Annotated in this window: 15 protein-coding genes; 3 read left to right on the top strand and 12 right to left on the bottom strand. The window is 74.2% G+C overall.

Going from position 1 to position 20,711, the window contains the following annotated elements; genetic code table 11:
• Positions 1-148: 148 nt before the first annotated feature.
• The 8 genes from recD2 to GA0070216_RS05570 all read right to left on the bottom strand — a co-directional run bounded on the left by recD2 (position 149) and on the right by GA0070216_RS05570 (position 13,366).
• Positions 149-2,377: an SF1B family DNA helicase RecD2 gene (gene recD2 / locus GA0070216_RS05605; RefSeq protein WP_091239966.1), complete on the bottom strand. Its 2,229-nt coding sequence runs from the start codon at positions 2,375-2,377 to the stop codon at positions 149-151.
• Positions 2,378-2,488: 111 nt separating this feature from the next.
• A complete protein-coding gene (locus tag GA0070216_RS05600; RefSeq protein WP_091239963.1) occupies positions 2,489-5,854 on the bottom strand; it encodes a reprolysin-like metallopeptidase in 3,366 nt (1,121 codons plus the stop codon).
• Positions 5,855-6,222: 368 nt separating this feature from the next.
• Complete coding sequence (locus GA0070216_RS05595; RefSeq protein ID WP_091239960.1) at positions 6,223-6,819, bottom strand: GNAT family N-acetyltransferase; 597 nt, start codon at positions 6,817-6,819, stop codon at positions 6,223-6,225.
• Between the two features lie 46 nt (positions 6,820-6,865).
• Entirely contained in the window at positions 6,866-7,960 is a 1,095-nt protein-coding gene (locus GA0070216_RS05590) for a winged helix DNA-binding domain-containing protein (RefSeq protein WP_091239958.1), read from the bottom strand.
• 128 nt (positions 7,961-8,088) lie between these two features.
• Complete coding sequence (locus tag GA0070216_RS05585) at positions 8,089-10,572, bottom strand: FtsX-like permease family protein (RefSeq protein ID WP_091239955.1); 2,484 nt, start codon at positions 10,570-10,572, stop codon at positions 8,089-8,091.
• The gene (locus GA0070216_RS05580; RefSeq protein WP_091239952.1) at positions 10,569-11,384 is read right to left on the bottom strand and encodes an ABC transporter ATP-binding protein; all 816 of its coding nucleotides are present in this window, start codon (positions 11,382-11,384) and stop codon (positions 10,569-10,571) included. Before GA0070216_RS05580 ends, GA0070216_RS05585 begins: the two co-directional genes overlap by 4 nt.
• Positions 11,385-11,495: 111 nt before the next feature.
• Complete coding sequence (locus GA0070216_RS05575; RefSeq protein WP_091239950.1) at positions 11,496-12,152, bottom strand: response regulator transcription factor; 657 nt, start codon at positions 12,150-12,152, stop codon at positions 11,496-11,498.
• Positions 12,140-13,366 (bottom strand): sensor histidine kinase, encoded by a 1,227-nt coding sequence (locus GA0070216_RS05570; RefSeq protein ID WP_091239948.1) that lies wholly within the window; start codon positions 13,364-13,366, stop codon positions 12,140-12,142. The genes GA0070216_RS05575 and GA0070216_RS05570 overlap by 13 nt, the downstream gene beginning before the upstream one ends.
• 169 nt (positions 13,367-13,535) lie before the next feature.
• Here GA0070216_RS05570 and GA0070216_RS05565 point away from each other — a divergent pair, with 169 nt between their 5' ends.
• A complete protein-coding gene (locus GA0070216_RS05565) occupies positions 13,536-13,754 on the top strand; it encodes a hypothetical protein (RefSeq protein ID WP_091239946.1) in 219 nt (72 codons plus the stop codon).
• Positions 13,755-13,850: 96 nt separating this feature from the next.
• On the opposite strand, the gene GA0070216_RS05560 is transcribed toward GA0070216_RS05565, so the two are convergent.
• The 4 genes from GA0070216_RS05560 to GA0070216_RS05545 form a co-directional block, all read right to left on the bottom strand.
• Positions 13,851-14,864 (bottom strand): HEAT repeat domain-containing protein, encoded by a 1,014-nt coding sequence (locus tag GA0070216_RS05560; RefSeq protein ID WP_091239943.1) that lies wholly within the window; start codon positions 14,862-14,864, stop codon positions 13,851-13,853.
• Between the two features lie 4 nt (positions 14,865-14,868).
• Positions 14,869-15,531 (bottom strand): HEAT repeat domain-containing protein, encoded by a 663-nt coding sequence (locus GA0070216_RS05555; protein ID WP_091240911.1) that lies wholly within the window; start codon positions 15,529-15,531, stop codon positions 14,869-14,871.
• A gap of 186 nt (positions 15,532-15,717) precedes the next feature.
• Positions 15,718-16,461: a YqjF family protein gene (locus GA0070216_RS05550; RefSeq protein WP_091239939.1), complete on the bottom strand. Its 744-nt coding sequence runs from the start codon at positions 16,459-16,461 to the stop codon at positions 15,718-15,720.
• 42 nt (positions 16,462-16,503) lie between these two features.
• Positions 16,504-17,412, bottom strand: a complete 909-nt coding sequence (locus GA0070216_RS05545; protein ID WP_091239935.1) for a bile acid:sodium symporter family protein — start codon at positions 17,410-17,412, stop codon at positions 16,504-16,506.
• A 164-nt stretch (positions 17,413-17,576) separates the two neighbouring features.
• Here GA0070216_RS05545 and GA0070216_RS05540 point away from each other — a divergent pair, with 164 nt between their 5' ends.
• The gene (locus GA0070216_RS05540) at positions 17,577-18,509 is read left to right on the top strand and encodes a LamG domain-containing protein (protein ID WP_091239931.1); all 933 of its coding nucleotides are present in this window, start codon (positions 17,577-17,579) and stop codon (positions 18,507-18,509) included.
• A gap of 184 nt (positions 18,510-18,693) precedes the next feature.
• Positions 18,694-20,709: a phage tail sheath family protein gene (locus GA0070216_RS05535; protein ID WP_091239928.1), complete on the top strand. Its 2,016-nt coding sequence runs from the start codon at positions 18,694-18,696 to the stop codon at positions 20,707-20,709.
• Positions 20,710-20,711: the final 2 nt, after the last annotated feature.

Below are 20,711 nucleotides of genomic sequence, written 5' to 3'. Positions count from 1 at the left end.
GTCACCGCCCTCGGACGGTGACCGGCGCGACAGCCGACTGTCAGCTGTCGGTGCGGGCGGCGGGGTGCGGAACCACCGCAGGGAGGTCCCGCACCCGGCGGGCCCACCGCGACCGGCAGGCCCGACCAAGACCGGCAGGCCACACCCGCTATCCGGCCGATCCGCCGAGGCGGTGGTCCAGGGCGGTGTGGCGGCGGCCCGCGCCGACGGTGCGCACGGCGGCGGCGAGGGCGCGCCGGGAGCCGACGAGGACGACGAGCTGCCGGGCCCGGGTGACGGCGGTGTAGAGCAGGTTGCGTTGCAGCATCATCCAGGCGCTGGTGGTCAGGGGCACGACGACGGCGGGATACTCCGAGCCCTGGGAGCGGTGGATGGTCATCGCGTACGCGTGGGCCAACTCGTCCAGTTCGTCGAACTCGTAGTCGAGGTTCTCGTCCTCGTCGGTGCGTACGGTGAGGGTCTGTTCCTCGGGGGTGAGCGCGGTGACGATGCCGAGGGTGCCGTTGAAGACGCCGGCCTGACCCTTGTCGTAGTTGTTGCGGATCTGGGTGACCTTGTCGCCGATCCGGAAGACCCGCCCGCCCATCCGCCGCTCGGGTTGGCCCTCGCGGTGCGGGGTGAGGCGCTGTTGCAGCAGGGTGTTGAGGGCGGCGGCACCGGCCGGCCCCCGGTGCATGGGGGCGAGGACCTGCACGTCCCGGCGCGGGTCGAGACCGAACCGGGCGGGAATCCGGGTGCAGGCGACGTCGACGGTCAGCGCGGCGGTCGCCTCGGTGTCGTCGCAGGCGAACAGGAAGAAGTCCGGCAGGCCGTCGAGGACGGGCGGCCGGCCGGCGTTGATCCGGTGGGCGTTGGTGATCACGCCGGACTCGGCGGCCTGGCGGAACACCCGGGTCAGCCGCACCCGGGGGATGGCGGACGCGGTGAGCAGGTCGCGCAGCACCTCCCCGGCGCCCACGCTGGGCAGTTGGTCGACGTCGCCGACCAGGAGCAGGTGCGCCCCCGGCGGCACCGCCTTGACCAGCTTGTTGGCCAGGATGAGATCGAGCATGGATGCCTCGTCGACGACGAGCAGGTCGACGTCGAGCGGGTTGTCCCGGTCGTGGGCGGCCTCCCCGCCGGGCCGCAGTTGCAGCAGCCGGTGCACGGTGGCGGCGGGGTGCCCGGTCAGCTCCGACAGCCGTTTCGCGGCCCGACCGGTCGGGGCGACCAGGGTGACCCTGGCCTTCTTGGCGGCGGCGAGTTCGACGATCGAGCGGACGGTGAAGCTCTTGCCGCAGCCGGGCCCGCCGGTGAGCACCGCGACCTTCGAGGTGAGCGCCAACCGCACGGCGTGCTCCTGCTCGGGGGCCAGGTCGTTGCCGGTGCGCGCCCGCAACCAGGCCAGCGCCCGGGGCCAGTCGACGTCGGTGAAGTGCGGCAACCGGTCGGCCCGGTCGTGCAGCAGCCGCAACAGGGTGGCGGCGAGGGACTGCTCGGCCCGGTGGAACGGCACCAGGTACACCGCCGGCACCGGATCGCCGTCGCCGTCGGGTAGGAACTCCTGGACCACCCCCTCCTCGGCGATCAGGGTGTCCAGGCAGCGGGTGACGAGGTCACCGGGCACGTCGAGGATCTTCGTGGCGTCGGCGACGAGCGCGGGGGCGGGCAGGTAGCAGTGGCCCGAGTCGGTGGCCTCGGACAGGGTGTACCGCAGGCCGGCCATCACCCGCTGCGGGCTGTCGTGCGGGATGCCGACCGCCTGGGCGATGGTGTCGGCGGTCTTGAACCCGATCCCCCACACGTCGGCCGCCAGCCGGTACGGCTCCTTCGTCACCACCTCGATCGACGCGTCGGCGTACTGCTTGAAGATCCGTACCGCCAGCGACGTGGACACCCCGACCCCCTGGAGGAAGACCATCACCTCCTTGATCGCCTTCTGCTCCTCCCACGCCGCGGTGATCTTCGCGGTGCGTTTCGGCCCCAGCCCGGCGACCTCCACCAGCCGGGCCGGTTCCTCCTCGATGATCCGCAGGGTGTCCAGGCCGAAGTGCGCCACGATCCGTTCGGCGAACACCGGACCGATGCCCTTGACCAGGCCGGAGCCCAGATACCGGCGGATGCCCTGGACGGTCGCCGGCAGCACTGTGGTGTAGGAGTCCACCTCGAACTGCCGGCCGTACTTCGGATGCGACGACCAGCGCCCCGACAGCCGCAGGCTCTCCCCCGGCTGTGCGCCCAGCAGCGCGCCGACCACCGTCAGCAGGTCGCTCCCCCGGTCGGTGGCGACCCGGGCGACGGTGTAGCCGGTCTCCTCGTTGACGTAGGTCAGCCGTTCGAGGACCGCGTCCAGGGTGGCGAGCGGCGCACGGGCGGAGGCGGGGGCGGGGGCGGTCACCCCTGCATCGTGCCGGGTGCCCGTCGCGCCCCACCCACCGCCCGGCGCGAAGCCGACGTCCTCCCCCGCCGGGTGGGCGGAGGAGGACGTCGGGTGTCGCGGTCGGCCTGGTCAGCCGATGGTGAGGTTGCCGCCGGAGGCGGTCAGGGTGCTCTCCCGGGTCGTCGACCCGGCCCAGTCCGACGAGAACAGCAACCGGTCACCGTCCCAGACGGTGATCCCGAGCCCGTCCCGCCGGCCCGGCTCGCCCCGGTCGGTGGCGGTCACCCGCATGGTCAGCCCGGTCGCCACCGCGACCGGGTCCTGCGCGGTGGAGATGTCGTACAGGGTGACCTGGTAGCGCAGGTCGGCGACCGGTTCCCCGGCCCCCGTGGCGACGCCGAACGACTCCAGCGCCGTGCTCTGGAACTTGTACCGTTTGCCTGCCGACTTGTAGCCGACCTTCGCGCTGCCGACCAACTTCTTGCCGTTGTTGATCCGGCCGTCCAGGGTCACCTCGATGCGCCGGTCATCGTCGAGCGGGTAACCACCGGCGGTGGCCCCGCCCCTGAGGTAGCCCGAGCCGGCGACCGACCGGCCGTACCCGCCGGCCACCGTGACGGTGGCCGTCGCACTGCCGGTGTACGCCCCCGACAGCGTGGCGGTGACCGGGTGCGCGCCGTGCGGCAGCACGGCGCGGCAACTGGCCGAGCCGTCGTCCGCCGCCGCGCCGAACGGCGTCGCGACCGCCGTGCAGAGGGTCTCACCGCCCTCGGTGAAGGTCACCGTGGCGTTGCGGACGTCACCGCCACCACCAAGGACGGTGGCCCGCAGCAGCACGCCGGTCGAGTCGGCGTCGTCCACCGGGGAGGCCAGGGCGTCACCGGTGTAGGTGACCGTGGCCGCGCGTACCTGGGTGATGGCGAGGTCGGCGTCGCTCAGGTCGAAGAAGACGTTGCCGACCGCCTCGATCTTCAGCCGGCCCCGGGCGGTGTCCACGTTCGGCAAGGTCACCGTCGCCGCACCGGTGTTCGGGACGCGCTCGGCCAGCACGTACGGGAAGGTCGACCCGCCGTCGGTGGACAGCGAGATCCGCACCTCGCTCACGTTGATCGGCGCGGTGTCCGTGCCGGCCACGTCCCAGGTGACCGGGGTGGTGCCGCCGCCCAGGAGGGCCGTCGGCGTCGCCTGCGAGGTGACCAGGAACGGTCCGGCCGCCGGGGCGACCGTCAGCGCCACGTCGGCGCTGCCGATGCCGCCGCCACCGGGGTGGTGGTCCCGGCCGGTGAGCCGGAAGTGCAGGGTCCGGTCGAAGGTGGCACCGACCCAGTCGGCGGTGGGCAGGAACTCCGAGTAGCAGTCCACCGTCGCGGCCGGCACGTTGCTCGCTCCGCCGGTGGCCGGTGGTGCCGGCGCGGCCGGGCAGGCCCCGGTGGCGGCGTTGGTGTTGTTCGCGGCGATCTGGGTCAGGTTGGGGAAGTGCCGGGTGGGGTCGGTGGTCACCGCGTTCTCGCCCGGCGAGTGGTACTCCAACGTGTCGGTCGGGCTGACCGCCGCCGCCTCACCGAACTGCCGGAACAGCGGCCCGTTGGTCTTGGTGTTGTTGACCAGCGCGGTGCCGGTGCTGCCGCCCCGGTCGTTCTGCTCCCACAGGTAGCTCACGGTGTCGCCGTCGGCGTCGGTCGCGCCACCGGTCAGCGCGAACGGGGTCCGCGCCGGAATGGTGTGCGCCGGTGCCGGCACGGTGACCACCGGGGCCCGGTTGCCGGTCTGCGCGGTCGCGAAGCCGCCGTTGCCCGCCGCGCCGCCCCGGGCGGTCTCGCCGACGAAGCCGGTCATCCCCACGGTGTCGGTGAGCCCGAGCGACGACACGTCGACCCCGGCCAGCGGGCCGCCGCCGAAGGTGACCTGGAAGCCGGTGTCGTTCGGCGCGCCGAGCCCGCCGAAGGCCGTCACGCTGACGGTGGCCCCGGCCGGCCAGCCGGTGATCGCCTCGATGGCCGCCTTGATCCCGGCCGCGGTGTAGTTGCCGCCCCGGACGACCGGCCCGGAGGACTGCCCCGCGTAGCTGATGGTGAACGAGTCACCGTCGGTGTCGAAACCGGACAGCGAGACGGTCTGCACCTCGTTGAGCGCCGCCCGGGTGCCGGTGACGAACGTGCTGATCTCGGTGTAGCTGCGCTGCGACCAGTACGGGTCGCTGTGCGGCTGGAGGTTGTCCTGCTGGCAGATGCCGGCGTACGCCATGATCGACGATCCGCTGCCCGGCTCGTACGAGTTGGCCGCGCTGCGGTTGCTGCCGGAGCAGTTGTACTGGGTGCCGTTGAACGTGTGGTTGCCGGCGAACTGGTGCCCGACCTCGTGCGCGACGTAGTCGACCGCGTAGAAGTCGCCGACCGGCGTCGGCAGGCCGGTGCAGCCCCGGGCCTTGCCGTCCAGCCCGACCACGCCGAGACCGGCCACCCCGCCACCGGGCAGGCCCAGCCCGATGTGCCCGACGTCGTAGTTGCCCGCGCCGACGAGCTGACCCAGCACGATCCGGTTGCGGTTGAGCAGCGAGCTGGTGCACGACGAGATCTGCGCCGGGGTGTAGCAGGCCGCCGCGCCACAGGGCCCGTTCGCCTCGGTGGCCAGGGCGGCGGTGTTCAGGTTGGTCTTGTCGGTGTCGTTGACCAGCACCAACCGGATCGCCGTCTCGTCCTCATAGATCTGGGTGACCCGGTTGATCAGGGTCACCTTGGCCGCGGTGACGTTCTCCGCGCCGAAGAAGGTGGCGTACGAGGGGTCGGTGACCAGGGCCAGCCGGTAGGTGCGCAGGGTGACCGGCGGACCCGCCGGTTCGTCCCCGGCCGCCTCCGGCGTCAGCGCCTCGGCCGCCGCCGCGACGTCCTCCCGCTCCACGAGGGCCGGGTCGGTGTCGAGCAGGTCCCGGGCGAAGTAGCTGGCGTAGACGCTCTGGTCGCCGTGGTAGTACGGGTCGAGATACCAGCTGCCGCCGGTCGACCGGATCGAGGCGTGGAAGCCCAACGGGGTCAGGTCGGCCCGGATGGTCGCGGTCGGGTCGTCCAGCCCCCGGCCGACGTACGTGCTGATCTCGGGGTGCCGGGCGGCGAGCCCCGGCTCCATCACCGGCGAGTCGACAAGCGCGAACCGCTGGAACCGCCCGGTCGGGGTGGGCAGCGCGACGGTCAACGCCGACTGCCCCCGCCGGGCCGCGCCGGCCCGCTCGGCCGGCACGTCGGCGAGGGTGTCCGCCAGGCTGGCCCGGTCGAGGGTGTACGCGGCGAACCGCTCGGCGCGGATGTCGGGCACCCGCCCGTCGCGGGCGTTCGTCGACAACTCGCCGGGTAGCTGCCGCCACGGGCCGGCGTCGGCCGGCGCGGCGACCGCCGCAGCGCCGCCGGTCAACGGCAGCGCGGTGGCGACCAGCACCGCGGCGAGCAGGCCGGCCAGCCGCCGACGGCCTGGACCGGCGGAATCGGGGGGTGGAACCGTCATCGAGGGGGCCTCACTTCACGAGGTCGGGGAACGGGCCGGATGGCGTGGCGTTCGTGGGCCACGCCGGGCTGTCCCGGGAAGCACACGCTATGACGGGTCCCCTGTCGACAGACATCATCCGTAAAGTCGAAGCGGCGACGGCGACGGCAGTGTAGATCCTCCCCTGTGGGGCGGCGATGCCGTGACCGAGGATGCGGAGCGCAGAAGAGACCATGCCGTCGCGCGGCTCGGCCGGACCAGGCTCACCGAGGTCCGCCGGGCAGTCAGCGGGACCGCGGCGTCGACCGGGACCGGGCTACGTCCGGCCGTGGCCCCGACACCCCGCCCGGCCGGCGGTGACCAGCCGGGGGGTACCGCCCCGGCGACTGTCAGAGGGGTGGTCGATCGCCCCGGATGCGGGCGTGCAGATGCATGTCGTGCCGGCCGTCGCGATGGACGGCGTCGCTGCGCTTGGTGCCCTCCAGAAGGAACCCGGCCCGCAGCGCGGTCCGACAGGACGCGGCATTGCGGGTCGAGTGATCCAGGTGCAGACGGTGGAAGCCCGCCCCGTCCAGCGCCCAGTCGCCCAGCGCCGTCAACGCCCGGGAGGCCACCCCCGCCCGCCGGGCGGCGGGAAGCACCCAGTACGCACATCCGGCGACGCCGTCGTCGAGATCCATGCTGGTCAGGGCGATCCGGCCGCGCACCTCACCGCCGCCCCGGGTCACCGCCCAGCTGGCACCGGTCTCCCGCGCCCAGGCCTGGTGGTATTCCACGAACCACTCCCGGACCTGACTTTCGGAGGCAGGATGACGGCTGTGCCAGTGCCGGATCTCCGGATCCTGGTAGGCGGCCAGGAACACCGCCGCGTCGGCTGGCTCCCAGGGGCGCAGGACCAGGCCACCCGGCGCGGAGAGGATCGGCTGCGGGCCGGCGGCGAGGGCCCCGGCGGGAATGGTCGGTGGCGTGGAGAGCGGTACCCGCACACCTCATCCTCCCCCACCACGGCGGACCGGTGTCAAGCCGCCGGGGTCATCCGGCGACGTCGACGTCGACGCGGGAGACGCCCCGGTGCGCGCCGAGGCGTTGCGCCTGCGCGACGATGCTGTCGCGGGTGGCGGCGGACAGCCTGCGCCACGGCCGGACGGCGAGCTTCATCGTCCGGCCGGACTTGCGGGGACGCCAGGTGCCGACCAGCTCGCCGCCGGCCAGGACGGCGCCGGGGCGGCCCAGCACCGGCCACAACTCCTTGGCGTGGGCCGCGTCCGGCACCAGGGTCGCCCGGTCCCTGGCCTGGAGGAACAGGTCGTACGGGCCGAGCAGGCGGACGGCCGTGGTGTCGTCGCAGGAGACGAGTGCCGGCGCGTCGGCGGCCAGCACCGAGCGGGCCTCCCCGTCGACCCGTACCTCGGTCACGTCCTCGGGCCAGCGGGCCTTCACGTCCCTGACCGCGGCGTCGAGATAGTCGGCCACCTGCTGGGGGGTGGCCGGGCCGAGCAGCCGCAGGTAGGCGCGGATCAGGTCGAACCGGTCACCCGACGTGGCGGCCCTGGTGAATCCCGGGATGCGGTGCAGGACCGGTGGCGAGGTGTCCGGGCGCAGCTCCAGCCCGGCCCGCACGGCCGCCAGCCGGAACGGCATCTCGTAGAGGTGGGTGGCGGCGCAGGGGCGGCAGAACCGGAGGTAGGGCTGGGGCAGCAGCTCGGCCAACCGACCGGAGACGTCCCCCTTGACCGTCGGCGTGGTGACGACGTCCCGCAGCCGCGCGGCCACCTCGTCGAGGGCGGCCAGGTTTCCGATGCCGGCCGCCTTCAACGGCTTGGCGGCGTCATAGATACGTTTGCCCGCGTCGGCGTCGGAGTACGGCGCGACCGCCGCCGCCACCTCGCCCACGTCGGCGCGTCGGTAGAGGTGCGGCGCACCCCGCACGGTCCAGAGCAGGACCAGGTCCGCCAGGGACGGTGCCGGCACCTCGACCCCGCGCACGGCCAGCGCCCACCGGCCGCCGTCGGGGCCGGTGTCCTGCGCCCCGATGTCGAGGATCGCGGTGTCGGCGAGCGTGCCCCCGGGCCGGTCGAGCTGATGCGCCTGCACGCGGAAGTGCAGCACCTGCCGCCGGTCGATCATCCGGCCAGCCTAGGCGGCACCCCCGACAGAACCCGCCGCCGTCGGGTTCGGCACGCCGAGAGCGCCCGCACGGCACGCCGACGGCTCCGGCCGGCACCCCGGGTGCCGGCCGGAGGGGTTCCCCGCCGCTACTCCTTCAGGCCGATGTGGTCGATCGGCGGAACCCGGAGCAGCCGGCGGATCGGCCACACCGTGGTCGCCATCGCCAGCAGGGTCGCGCCGCCGAGCACCGCCACCGCGCCCAGCGGCGGCACGTACGGGAGCGGGCTGCCGGTCAGCGCGCCGACGATCGCACCCAGGGTCAGCGCCGCGATCGTCGCGCCGATCAGCACCGCGCTGCCGAGCAGCCCGGCCTGCTCGGCGTGGACCATCCGCCGGACCTGCCGCCGGGTGACCCCGACCAGCCGCAACAGCGCCAGCTCGCGGCGGCGGGCCAGCGCCGCCAGCATCATCGTGGTGGCCGCGGCCAGCGCCGCATAGCCCACCAGCACGCCGATCAGCAGCCGGTTCAGCCAGGCGCCGAGGGCCAGGTCGGTGCCGATCAGCCGGGTACGGGTGGCCGCGTCGCGCACCTGACCGCCCGGGTGCCCGGCCGACCAGGCGGCCAGCGCGGCGTCGGCGTCCGGGCCGGCCCGGACCAGGATCTCGTCGGCGGTGACCTCGGCGGTGTGCCCGGTGACCGTCCCGGTGGCCAGCGTGACGTCGCCGAAGCCGAGGCCCCGCCCGTAGATCGCGACGACCCGCAGGGTGACCGGGGTGCCGTCGCCCAGCCAGAGGTCAGCCCGGTCGCCGACCTGCCACCCGGATGCGGACGCCTGGGTCGCGGACAGCGCGACGGTGCCCACGACCAGGTCGGCCAGGTCGCCCTCGCGCACGTCGAGGTCCAGAGTGTCGGCGAGGCCGACCGGGTCGACCGCCTGCGCGTCGACCGGCGCGATCCCGTCGATGGACCGCACCACCACCTGGGTACGGCGTACCCCGGTGGCGGCCCGCACCCCGGGCAGCTCGCGGACCTGGCCGGCGGCGTCGGCGGGCAGCCCGCCCGGCGCGGTCAGCACCCGCTCGGCGCGCGTCCCCGCACCGCTCTGGGCCACGGTCTGCCGCTCCAGGTTGGTCTGCAGGAACCAGACCGAGCCGCCGAGCCCGACCGACAGCACCAGGGCGGTCAGCACCGTCGCCGTGCCCTGCGCGTTGGCCCGCAGGTTGGCCGCGGCCAGGTGACCGCTGACTCCCCAGAGGCGGGGCAGCACCGGAGTGAGCAGCCGGGCGGCGTACCCGTTGATCCACGGCGCGAGCAGCGCCACCGCGACGACGAACAGGTAGAGCATGCCGGTCGCGCCGGCCAGCGCGCCGGTCGAACCGGTGCTGCCGACCGTGAACGCCCCGGACAAGCCGGCGCCCGCCAGCGTCAGGCCACCGGCGACCAGCCGTGCCCGGCCGGGACGCCGAGGTTCGACAGCGATCTCGCCGAGCGCCTCGACCGGCCTGATCGCGGTGACCCGACGCCCGGCGAGCAGGGCGGCGAGCACCGCCACCAGCACCGCCGTGCCGGCGGCGGCCGGCACCGCGAGCAGGCCGCCGGTCATCGGGAAATCGGCCGGGACGAACCCCCGGTCGACCAGCTCACCGTGCACCCAGCGGGCGGCCAGCAGACCGGCCGGCCCGCCGAACGCGGCGGCGACCAGGGCGAGCAGGGCGGCCTCGGCGAGCAGCATCCGGCGCACCTGGCCCGGGGTGGCCGCGATCGCGCGCAGCAGCGCCAGGTCCCGGCGGCGGTGCCGCACGGAGAGTCCGATCGTGCCGGCCACCACAAAGACGATCAACAGGACGACGTACCCGCCGAATGCCGAACCGGCGGCGACCAGCAGGCCCTGGGCGGCCAGGTGCGCCGACTGCTCGGCCTTCCCCCGGTCCGCGCCGACGTAGGTCGTGGCGCCGGTGGGCGAGACGATCCGGCGGACCGCGTCGGCGACCGCGTCGTGGTCGGCGTCGGGCGTCAGCCGCACGCCGATCGCATCGACCCGACCCGGGTGGGCGGACAACCGGGCGGCCTGCGCGTCGGTGAAGAACACCGAGGCGGTGCCGGTGTCGACGGTGGCGCTCACCCGGTAGGACCGGCCGACCCCGCCGACGACCAGGTCGATCCGGTCGCCGGGGGACACGCCGAGCCGGGCGTCGGCCGCCACCTCGTCGTCGGCGCGGGGGGCGCCGCCCGTGGTGACCGGTCGGCCGGCGAAGGCGTACGTGCCCCAGCCGTGCCCGACGGCTGCGGGTACGCCGACCGGCACCCGGTCGTCGCCGGTCACCGCGGCGACGCCGGGCAGCCGACGGAGCCGTTGCACCAGTGCCGCGTCCACCGAGCCCCCCTCGGGAAGGCCGACGGTGCTGGTGGTGGTGTCCCCGTCGAACTCCCGCACCTGGTGGCTGACCGCGCGGTGGGCGACCACCAGGTCGGCCGCCGCCCAGAGCCGGGGCTCCGGGCGCCACCGCAGCCCGGACTCGACAAGCGTGCCCATCGCGACCAGGATCATCACCCCGGCGACCAGGGCGAGCAGCGTGGCGACGGCCGGTCCGGCGCGGTGCCGCAGCAGCCGGGCGGCGAGCCCGGTCATCGGACGGCCCGCCCGTCCAGCGTCGCCAGGTGCTCGGCGATCCGGGCCGCGCCGAGTTGCGGCAGTTCGGCGACCATCCGGCCGTCGGCCAGCACCAGCACCCGATCGGCGTACGACGCGGCGACCGGGTCGTGGGTCACCATCACCACGGTCAACCCGTGTTCGTCGACCACCGCCCGCAGCAGCGTCAGCACCTGGGCCGCGGTGTGCGAGTCGAGCGCGCCGGTGGGCTCGTCGCAGAAGATCACCTCGGGCCGGGTGGCCAGTGCGCGGGCGATCGCCACCCGTTGCTGCTGGCCACCGGAGAGCGCCGCCGGCCGGTGGTGCAGCCGGTCGGTCAGGCCGACCCGGGCGACCACCCGGCGCAACCAGGCCCGGTCCGGGCGGACCCCGGCCAGCCGCAGCGGCAGCACGATGTTCTCCTCGACGGTGAGCGCGCCGATCAGGTTGAACGCCTGGAAGACGAACCCGATCCGGGTCCGCCGTAGCTCGGTCAGCCGGGTCTCGGACAGCCCCGACAGGTCGGTGTCGCCGATGACGACCCGGCCGGAGGTGGGCCGGTCGAGCCCGGCGGCGGTCTGCAACAGGGTGCTCTTGCCGGACCCGGAGGGGCCCATCACCGCGGTGAAGGTGCCCCGGTCGAAGCCGACGTCGACCCCGGCCAGCGCCGTCACCGGGGTACGGCCGGCCGGATAGACCCGGGTGAGCCGGGCGACGCGCACCGCCGTGCCGACGGGGCGGGCGGGGGCGACGGGCCCGACCGGGTCGACGGGCCACGCGGTGTCGATGGGGTGTGCCGGATGGACTGGCATCCTGGTGGCCTCTTCCGTGTCAGCGGGGGTGGGCTGCGCGCACCAGGAACGCTATGCAGGTCAGCGACCGCGGACCATCCCGCGGACTACCGGCCGGGGGTACCGCAGGCGCTACCCCCGGCCGCCGTCGAGATGGCGCAGCACCGCGGTGACCCGGCGGTCGACCCGGTCGTCCGGGGGCAGCTGGAGCTTGGCGAAGATGCTGCGGATGTGCTTGTGCACCGCGCCGTCGGTGACGAACAGCCGCTCGGCGATCGCGGTGTTGCCGAGCCCCTCGGCCATCAGCCCCAGCACCTCGCGCTCACGCGGCGACAACTCGCTCAGGGCCGTGTCCGGCCGACGGTGGCGGGCCAGCAACTGCCCCACCACCTCCGGGTCGATCACGCTGCCACCGTCGGCGACCCGGCGCAGCGCGGCGAGGAACTCCTCGACCCGGCCCACCCGCTCCTTCAACAGGTAGCCGAGCCCGACCGCGCCGACCGAGAACAGGTCGGTGGCGAACGCCTGCTCCACGTAGGCCGAGAGGACCAGCACCGCGAGGCCGGGCTGGCGGCGACGGGCCTCCACCGCGGCCACGATGCCCTCGTCGGTGTGCGTCGGTGGCATCCGCACGTCCACGATCGCCACGTCCGGCGCGTGCGCGTCGACCGCGGTCAGGAACTCCCCCGGGGTGCCCGCCGTGGCGACCACATCCAGGTCCTCCGCCCGCAGCAGCAGGGCCAGCCCCTCCCGCAGCAGCGGGTCGTCCTCGGCGATCACGATCCGCACGGCAGCTCCACCTCCATTCTCGTCGGCCCACCCGGTGGGCTGGTCAGGGTCATCCGACCGTCGTACGCCCCGACCCGCCGACGGATGCCGGTCAGCCCCGAGCCCCGGGTCTCGTCGGCGTCGCCGTGCCCGTCGTCCTCGACGGTCACCAGCAGCCGACCCTGCTCACGGCGTACGGTCACGTCGACCCGGCCGGCGCCGCTGTGCCGGACCACGTTGGTCAACGCCTCGGCCACCACGAAGTAGGCGGTGGCCTCGACCGAGACGGCGCAGCGTACCGGCACGTCGACCGTGAGCCGGCAGGGCACCGCGCAGCCGCTGGCCAGCCCGGCCAGGGCTCCGGCGAGACCCCGGTCGTCGAGCACGGGCGGCAGGATGCCGCGCACCACCGTCCGCAGTTCGCCGAGCGCCTGTTCCGCCGCGTCCTGCGCCTGCCCGAGGATCTCGTCGGCCCGGTCCGGGTCCCGCCGCACCGCCCGACGGGCCGCCCCCAGCAGCACGTTGACCGCGACCAGCCGGTTCTGCGTGCCGTCGTGCAGGGACCGTTCGATGCGGCGCAGTTCGACCGCGTGGGCGTCCAGCGCCGCGGCCCGGGTGGCGGTCAGCTCGGCGACCCGCAACGACAGGTCGACACCCGGCGGCGGGGGCAGCAGCCACCGGCCCGGACGGGCCTGGAGGCGGGCCAGCACCGGGCCGACCGCGACCGTGGCGGCCAGCCAGCCCACCCCGAGCAACCCGACCATGAGCGCCTCGGCCAGCCCGTCGATGCGCCACCAGACGATCCCCGGTGCGCCGGCCTCGGGCGGGAGCAGCCGGTACCACAGCGGGAACGTGATGTCCTGCACGGCATAGAGCGGCAGGGCCAGGCCGAGCAGCCCGCTGATCAGGCCGGTGGCCGAGTGCAGCGTGACCCAGCCGAGCTCCCGGCGGACGAACGGGTCGCGCACCGCCACCCGCAGCGCGGCCGGCACCGGCCCCGGGGCGGGGATCGGCCCGCCCCAGCGGGACAGCCGGGCGCGCTCGCGGTCGGCCACCGCGCGTACCGCCCGCAGCGCGCCGGGTGCCGCCGGCAGCCCCACCCAGACCAGGCAGGCCGTCGCGACGCACACCGCCCAGAGCAGCGCGGCCAACGCCAACAGTGCGGTGCCGAGCCCACCGACGAGGTGTTCGAGGGCGTCGACCGAGGCACGGGCCCGGTCCCGCAGGTGTGTCATCGGAAGACCTCCCGCGCCAACATAGGCCACCAGGGGGCCCGGTCGGCAGCGGCCGGCGCGGAAAGTACCGCCTGCTGTACCGCCGCTGGTGGCGCTGGCGGGATCGTCCCGCCGCAGCCTCCCGCCTAGCGTCGAACGGGTCGATGCACGTCCACCCGAGGAGGCAGCCATGACCGATCCGTACCGTATCGTCGACGCCCCGGCCGGTCCGCCGCAGCGGCCGGTCGGCCTGCTCCGCCCGCTGCTGTGGTTGGTCCTGTTCGTCAGCGTGGCGGCCAACGTGGTGCTGACGACCGCGCTGGACGACCCGTGGATCGGCTCCGCGTGCGGCCTGGTGGCGGTGCTCTGCGCGGGGACGCTGATCGTCCGGCACCGCCGGGGGCGGTGACCGGCGCACGGGGGCGCCGGGCCGGCCCGCCTGCGGCGCGGGGCCGATGGTGGGCCGGCCGCCGCCTCCGGTGACCGGCCCACCACTGGCCGGTGCTCAGCGGCCGGTGGGGGCGGTACGGAGGGTGAGCACGTAGCTCGCGGTGAGCGCGACGGCCCGGTCGTCGTCCCCGGTCAGCCCCGCCAGGGCCCGGGACGTCGTGTCCCCCGGGACGCCCGCGAGCGCCTGGGTCAGCCGGCCACGCGCCGACGCCCCGAGGTTGCCGTGGGTGAGCAGGTCGATCAGGCGCGCGGCGATCCGCTCCGCCGTGGCGGGATCGGTCGCCAGCGCGCTCAGCGCGTCGGCGGCGTCGACGTCGTTCACCTCACCGACGATCATGTCGATGAGCGTCGGTACGGCATCGGGTTCGCCACGGGTCCCGAGCGCCAGCGCCGCGTACCTGCCGACCACCGGGTCCGGGTGGCGCAGGGCGTCGCGGAGCAGCGTGGTGGCGTCCCCGCCCGGGATCTCGACGACGGCCCGGACGGCACGTTCCCGCACCTCGGGCGCGGGTGCGTCGAGCCCCTCCGCCAGCAGGGGCAGCCCGTCGGCCCCCGCGTGGGCCAGCGCCCAGCGCAACGCCCCGGCGACGTTCGGGTCGGACTCGCCCAACGCCGCCTCGACCAGCGCCTCCACCGGCACCGGGACCTCACCGACCGAGGCCAGCGCCGCGCGTTGACGCTGGCCCGCGCGCGGTGAGCCCAGGTCCCGCAGGAGCGCGACGGCCCGGAGGACGTCCTGCCAGTCGGTCGGCCCGGCGGCGTCGATCCGCCGGAGGCGGGTGAGCAGCTCCCGCTCCGCGGTGATCCGCGCCCGCGTCTGCCGGATGAGGTCGTCGACGAGTGCCGAAGGGGTGAAGGCGGGATCGTCGAGCGCCCGCCCCACCGCCCGCAGCGACAACCCCAGCGAGCGCAGGCTCTCGATGTGGAAGATCCGTCGGAGGTCCGCGCTGGAGTACTCGCGGTAACCGACGCCGGTACGGCCGGTCGGTCGCAGCAGGCCGAGCGACTCGTAGTGCCTGAGCATCCGGGCGCTGACGCCGCAGCGTCGTGACACGTCACCGATCAGCACCGCTTCACCCCTGCCCGCCGGTCCCGCCGAGAGCCACGATGCGCGTCGCCTCCCCGAGGGAGAACTCGAATCCGGCGTCCGGGTCGCGCAACAGCCGCTGCGTGGCGACCGCGTGCGCGCGTACCCGGGGATCCGGATCCGTCCCGGCAGTATGCAGGAGCGGCGCGACGACCTCGCCGAGCGCGGCCAGCGCCCGGCTCAGGCTCCACTGCGTCGCACGGTCGCCCCGGCCGAGCTGGGTGGCCAGCACCTCGGCCAGTCCGGATTCTGCGCCGTCGGGCACCAGGGCGACCGCCGCCCGCCAGGCGCTGCGCGCCACCTCGTCGTCGGTGTCGGTCAGCAGGGCCCGGGTGAGCGCCGGCCAGGCCCGCCGGTCCCCGATCTTGGACAGCGTGTGCAACGCCTGACTGCGGGCCCGGGTGCCGGTCGACCCCAGGGCGGCAACGAGCCGGGGCACCGTCGCCGCCGGCGGGTGACGGGTGAGCGCCCAGGTCAGCATCTCGCGGACGGAGAAGTCCGGTTCGGTCGCGCAGCGGGCGACGAGCGGGTCCACGAACCCCGGGTCGGGGGTGGTGCCGATCGCCAGCGCGACCCGCAGCCGCACCGACGGGTCACCACTCGCCAGCCCTCGCAGCGCCCGTGTCGTGTCCGTTTCCGATCTGGTCATCCGGACCACCTCCCCGGCGCAGTGTTGCCCCTGACACCGTGTCAGGGTCAACCGGAGCCCGCGGCGTCCGCCGATCCGGTAGGCGTACGCCCGGTCATCGGAGCCCGCGGCGTCCGCCGATCCGGTAGGCGTACGCCCGGTCATCGGAGCCCGCGGCGTACGCCCGATCGGTTGGCGTCCGCCGGGTCACCGGGGACGGCGCAGCGCGGCCGGTGGACCGAACCGGACCGGCACGCCGGGTGAGTACAGCACGCTGACCGGCGGTCCGGTCGGCGTCGGTAGTCCGGCGGCGGTGACCAGTTCGTCGTCCAGGTGCAGCAACTCGGCCCGGTGCAACGGCCACTGCGGATGCCAGTTCGGCAGGTGCCGGGTGCGCCCGTACGCCCGGGTGTGCAGGCCCCACCGGGCGGTGAGGAAGTGCTCCAGCGGGGTCGGCCGGCGGATCGGCGCACCCACCCGGACCACCATCCGGCTGGTCGTCCCGACCGGCCCCGGCCAGCGCCGACGACACCGGTAGCTGCGCAGGTCACCGTCGTGGTCCAGCCGCATCGCCGACCACAGGTACGGCAACCGCAGGGTGATCCGGGCGACCAGCACCGGGATCAGCCGGGACGCGTCGAGGGAGCGGAACACCACGGCCCGCCGACCGGCCTGGTCCACCGAGTAGAGCCGTACGTTGGTCTCCCAGAAGGTCCCCAGGTACGGGACGGCCGGCCCCCGGCCGAGACCGAGGCCGACCATCCGGAAGCCGATCAGTCCGACGTGGGTGGTCCCGTCGAGGGTGTCCGGGCGGGTGCCGGCCGGCAGCAGCGGCGCGACGAGTTCCGGGGCGACCGCCCAGTGCAGGAAGGTCAGGTCCGCCCAGCGCTGGCGCAGCAGCGTACGGGGGAACGTCGGGACGGGCGCGGGGTCGACCGGCTCGATCTGCACACACCCATCCTGCTCCGCCACCCCGACGACGGGTGGGGTGGGTCAACGGAGGGTCTGTCGGGCCGTTTCCCCGGCGACGGTGGGCGACGGGGCGGCGGAGCGACGGGCGACGACGAGTCCGAAGGCGGCGGCGGTGACGAACATGAGGCTGCCGTAGACCACCGACGGCATGGCCATCGTGGCGTTGTCCAGCAGGGTCGGGCTCATCCCGATGGTGATGGCCAGGGTCGCGTTGTGCAGGCCGATCTCGAAGGAGGAGGCGACCGAGTCCCGGTGCCCGGCCCGCAGCAGGCGTGGCGCGAGGTATCCGACGGCGAGGCTGATCAGGTTGAACAGCACCACGACCCCGATGATCTCACCGAGGGTGGCCAGGACGTCGTCCTTGATGCCGGCCACCGCCCCCACGATGATCACGGCCAGCACCACGACGGAGGTGATCTTGACCGGGCGTTCCATCCGGAGGGCGAAGGCGGTGAACCGTCGCCGCAGCAGCATGCCGACGGCGATCGGGATCAGGACCAGCGCGAAGACCTGGACCACCTTGCCGAACTGGAGGCCGATCGTGCTGTCCGCGCCGACGAAACCGGCCACCGACAGGTTGACGATCAGCGGGAGGGTGAACAGGGCGAGCACCGAGTTGATCGCGGTCAGCGACACGTTGAGCGCGACGTTGCCCCGGAACAGGTGGCTGTAGAGACCGGCCGTGCTGCCGCCCGGCGAGGCGGCGAGCAGCATCATCCCCACCGCCAACTCCGGGCGGAGGTCGAAGGCGGCCACCAGGCCCAGGCAGATCGCCGGCAGGATCAGCATCTGGCAGCCGAGGCAGATCAGCACCACCCGGGGATGGCGGGCTACCCGGCGGAAGTCCTCGACGGTCAGGCTGAGACCGATGCCCAGCATGACGATGCCGAGGGCGACCGGAAAGAGGGCAAGCGACAACCCGGAACCCATGACCCACCACCCTCCCACATGACATTGACCTTCTTCGTTGCAGCCTGGCATCGACCGGTCCCGTCGGTCATCTCGCCGCATGCTCAGCCACCCCCGACGACCGGTGTCGAGTAGCCGACGGCCGGCCGGGACGAACGGGTGCGCACGACAAAGATGATCACTCCATGTCATCTTCCGATCACATCGATGGCTCCGCCGCCGCCCCCGCGCGCCGCGCGCAGGACCGCACCGCCGAGCAGGACCGCATCCCGGTGCAGGAGCGGACAGCGGACGCCGGACCCGCCCGACCCGACGACGGGGACGGCGACCCCGGTCCGCCCGGCAGCGGCGCGGACGAGCCGTCGGCCGACGCTCGGCCGACGCGCCGACAACGGCTGGTCCGGTCGATTCCGACCATCGTCGCCGTACTCGCCGGGGTGGTGGGGGTGGTGGGCGGAGTCGTGGCGTTGATCCCGCACCCGGCCCCGCCCTCGCCCTTCGCCGAGTCGGCCTTCTCCGAGGCGTTCAACTCGCCGCTGGCCGACCCGCAGGAGGCCGACCGCTACTACGCGAGTTGGATCGTCCCCGACCGCGACCCCGACCCGGACGACTCCTGGACCACCGAGGTGGACACCACCAGCGGCCTGTTCCGACTCACCAACCGGACGGACCGCAACGCCGTGCGCTACCACTGGGTCAGCGTCCGGGACGACGCCACCGGCACGGCGCTCGACGCCGCCGACCGACCGGTCACCGTCGACGTCCGGATTCCCGAGCGCGGCACGCCGGCAAGCTCGGCGGGCCTGCTCTACCGGTGTGCCGGCGAGCCCCGGGCGTACTACGCCTTCCTGGTCTCGTCCGACGGCACCTACTCGTTCGCCGTCCGCCGGCCGACCGGCGGTGGGTTGTCCTACCAGCTCACCGAAGTCTCGGACCGGGTCCGGCCCGACGGCTGGAACCGGATCGGGATCGTCGGCCACGGTGACCGGCTCGACCTCTATCTCAACGACACCCGGGGCAGGACGGTGCCGGCGGTGGAGCTGACCGACGGGCAGAGCGGGGTCATCGCGACGAGCACCGGCGTCTTCGAGTTCGACAACTTCCAGCTCTACCGGTGACCGCAGGACACCGGCAGGCCCGGCGCCGGAGCATCGAATCGCCTCCGGGAGCCGATGGCCGGCAACGGCAGTCGACAACGGGTGTCGGGTAGTGGACGCAGCGTAGTCGGGTGCCCGCTAGAGGTGGGTGTGGGGTGAGCGGAGGGTGACACCAGTCGACCCGCCACTGCGAGACGAGGTAGTCATGCCCGTCACTCCGAGCTATCCCGGCGTGTACATCGAGGAAGTCGCGAGTTCCGTCCGCCCCGTGATCGGCGTGGCGACCGGGGTGACCGCCTTCGTGGGGTACGTCCGGACCGGGCCGGAGAACCGCGCCGTCCGGGTGGACACCTTCGGCGATTTCGAACGCCGCTTCGGCGGGGTCGACCGGGACTCCGAACTCAGCCTGGCCGTGCAGCAGTTCTTCCGCAACGGCGGGGCCGCCGCCCTGGTCGTGCGGGTGCCCCGCGCCGATGCCCGGGCCGCCTCGGTGACCCTGCTCGACAAGATCGGCGCCGGGGCGAAGTCCGCGCTGCTGCTGGACGCGACGAGCACCGGCGCGTGGGGCAGCGGGCTGCTCCTCGACGTCGACCACGACGGGGTCGCCGACGGCAAGTCGTTCAACCTGAGCGTCTCCGACACCGCCACCGGCGACACCGAACGGTTCACCGGCCTGTCCGCCGACCCGACCAGCGCCGCGTACGCGGTGGCCCTGCTCAACGACCCGGACCGGGGTTCGGCGCTGGTCCGGGCGCGGGCGGGCGCCGCCGGGGCGGGCCGGCCGGTGCCCAGCGGCACGGCCGGCGCGGCGATCGGCACGCCCACCGTGGACGCCGCGAAGAACTACCGGCTCACCGTGCAGCCGGACCGGCCCACCAAACCCGACCCGAACGACCCCGCCAAGACCCTGCCGGCGGTCGCCGCGGTGACCGTCACCGTGCTGGACAAGGGCGAGCGGCTGCCGTCCTCCCCCGCCGGGGTGGCCGCGCTGCTGCAACGGAAGATCAACACCGCGCTCGGCGCCGCCGACGGCGCGGCCGGCCTACGGGTACGGGTGACGCCCACCGCCGCCGGTGGGCTGCGCGTCCTCGGCGACGTGGACGCGTTGGTCGCCCCGGCGGCCGTGGACGCCGCCTTCACCGTCGCGGGGGTCTCCCCCGCCGGTGACGTGGCCGACGGCGCGGCTCTGCTCGGCCTGTCCGGCGCCACCACCAACGTCGGCCGGTTCAGCCCGGTGGGCGCCAAGCGGCTCGGCCAGGGCGACCTGGTCACCGGCTCCGACGGCACCACCCTGCCCGGCACTGCCGCGCTGATCGGCAGCGAGGCCGCCTACTCCGGCATCTATGCGCTGCTCAAGACCGATCTGTTCAACCTGCTCTGCATCCCCGACGCCACCCGGGCCCGGCACGGCGACCCCGGCGTCGTCGACAACGGGTTGGACCCGGAGGCGGTCTGGTCGGCCGCCTACGACGTCTGCGAACGGCGGCGGGCGATCCTGCTGGTCGACCCGCCGCCCGGCGTGGACGACCCGGACCGCGCCCTGGACTGGATCAACCAGCTCGGGGTCAAGGGCCCCAACGCGGTGGCCCACTTCCCCCGGCTGCGCATCCCCGACCCCACCGACGGCTTCCGCCCCCGCACCGTCGCCCCCGGCGGCACCCTCGCCGGCCTGTACGCCCGCCAGGACACCGAGCGGGGCGTGTGGAAGGCGCCGGCCGGCACCGAGGCCCAGCTGCGCGGGGTGACCAACCTGGTCTATCCGCTGACCGACACCGAGAACGGGGTGCTCAACCCGTTGGGGCTCAACTGCCTGCGCACCTTCCCGGTGACCGGCACGGTCAACTGGGGCGCCCGCACCACCGCCGGGGCGGACGTGCTGGCCAGCCAGTGGAAGTACACCCCCGTCCGACGGCTCGCGCTCTATATCGAGGAGAGCGTCTTCCGGGGCACCCAGTGGGCGGTCTTCGAGCCCAACGACGAGCCGCTGTGGTCACAGCTGCGACTGAACCTGACGTCGTTCATGCAGGACCTGTTCCGCAAGGGCGCGTTCGCCGGGCGTACGCCGCGCGAGGCGTACCTGGTGCGGTGCGACGCGGAGACCACCACCAGCGACGACCGGGACCGGGGCGTGGTCAACGTGGTCGTCGGGTTCGCCCCGCTCAAACCCGCCGAGTTCGTCATCGTGCGGATCCAGCAGCTCGCCGGCCAGAGCCCGTCCTGAGA

The sequence above is a fragment of the Micromonospora matsumotoense genome, from assembly GCF_900091525.1.
GTDB lineage: Bacteria > Actinomycetota > Actinomycetes > Mycobacteriales > Micromonosporaceae > Micromonospora > Micromonospora matsumotoensis.
This window is presented reverse-complemented; position numbering and strand designations above follow the sequence as displayed.

What these genes read in the sequence shown, in the direction of transcription:
- GA0070216_RS05535 (WP_091239928.1), top strand. Translation starts at nt 18,694, where the DNA reads ATGCCCGTCACTCCGAGCTATCCCGGCGTGTACATCGAGGAAGTCGCG.
- GA0070216_RS05600 (WP_091239963.1), bottom strand. Translation starts at nt 5,854, where the DNA reads ATGACGGTTCCACCCCCCGATTCCGCCGGTCCAGGCCGTCGGCGGCTG.
- GA0070216_RS05590 (WP_091239958.1), bottom strand. Translation starts at nt 7,960, where the DNA reads ATGATCGACCGGCGGCAGGTGCTGCACTTCCGCGTGCAGGCGCATCAG.
- GA0070216_RS05580 (WP_091239952.1), bottom strand. Translation starts at nt 11,384, where the DNA reads ATGCCAGTCCATCCGGCACACCCCATCGACACCGCGTGGCCCGTCGAC.
- GA0070216_RS05545 (WP_091239935.1), bottom strand. Translation starts at nt 17,412, where the DNA reads ATGGGTTCCGGGTTGTCGCTTGCCCTCTTTCCGGTCGCCCTCGGCATC.
- GA0070216_RS05540 (WP_091239931.1), top strand. Translation starts at nt 17,577, where the DNA reads ATGTCATCTTCCGATCACATCGATGGCTCCGCCGCCGCCCCCGCGCGC.
- GA0070216_RS05565 (WP_091239946.1), top strand. Translation starts at nt 13,536, where the DNA reads ATGACCGATCCGTACCGTATCGTCGACGCCCCGGCCGGTCCGCCGCAG.
- GA0070216_RS05555 (WP_091240911.1), bottom strand. Translation starts at nt 15,531, where the DNA reads ATGACCAGATCGGAAACGGACACGACACGGGCGCTGCGAGGGCTGGCG.
- GA0070216_RS05585 (WP_091239955.1), bottom strand. Translation starts at nt 10,572, where the DNA reads ATGACCGGGCTCGCCGCCCGGCTGCTGCGGCACCGCGCCGGACCGGCC.
- GA0070216_RS05570 (WP_091239948.1), bottom strand. Translation starts at nt 13,366, where the DNA reads ATGACACACCTGCGGGACCGGGCCCGTGCCTCGGTCGACGCCCTCGAA.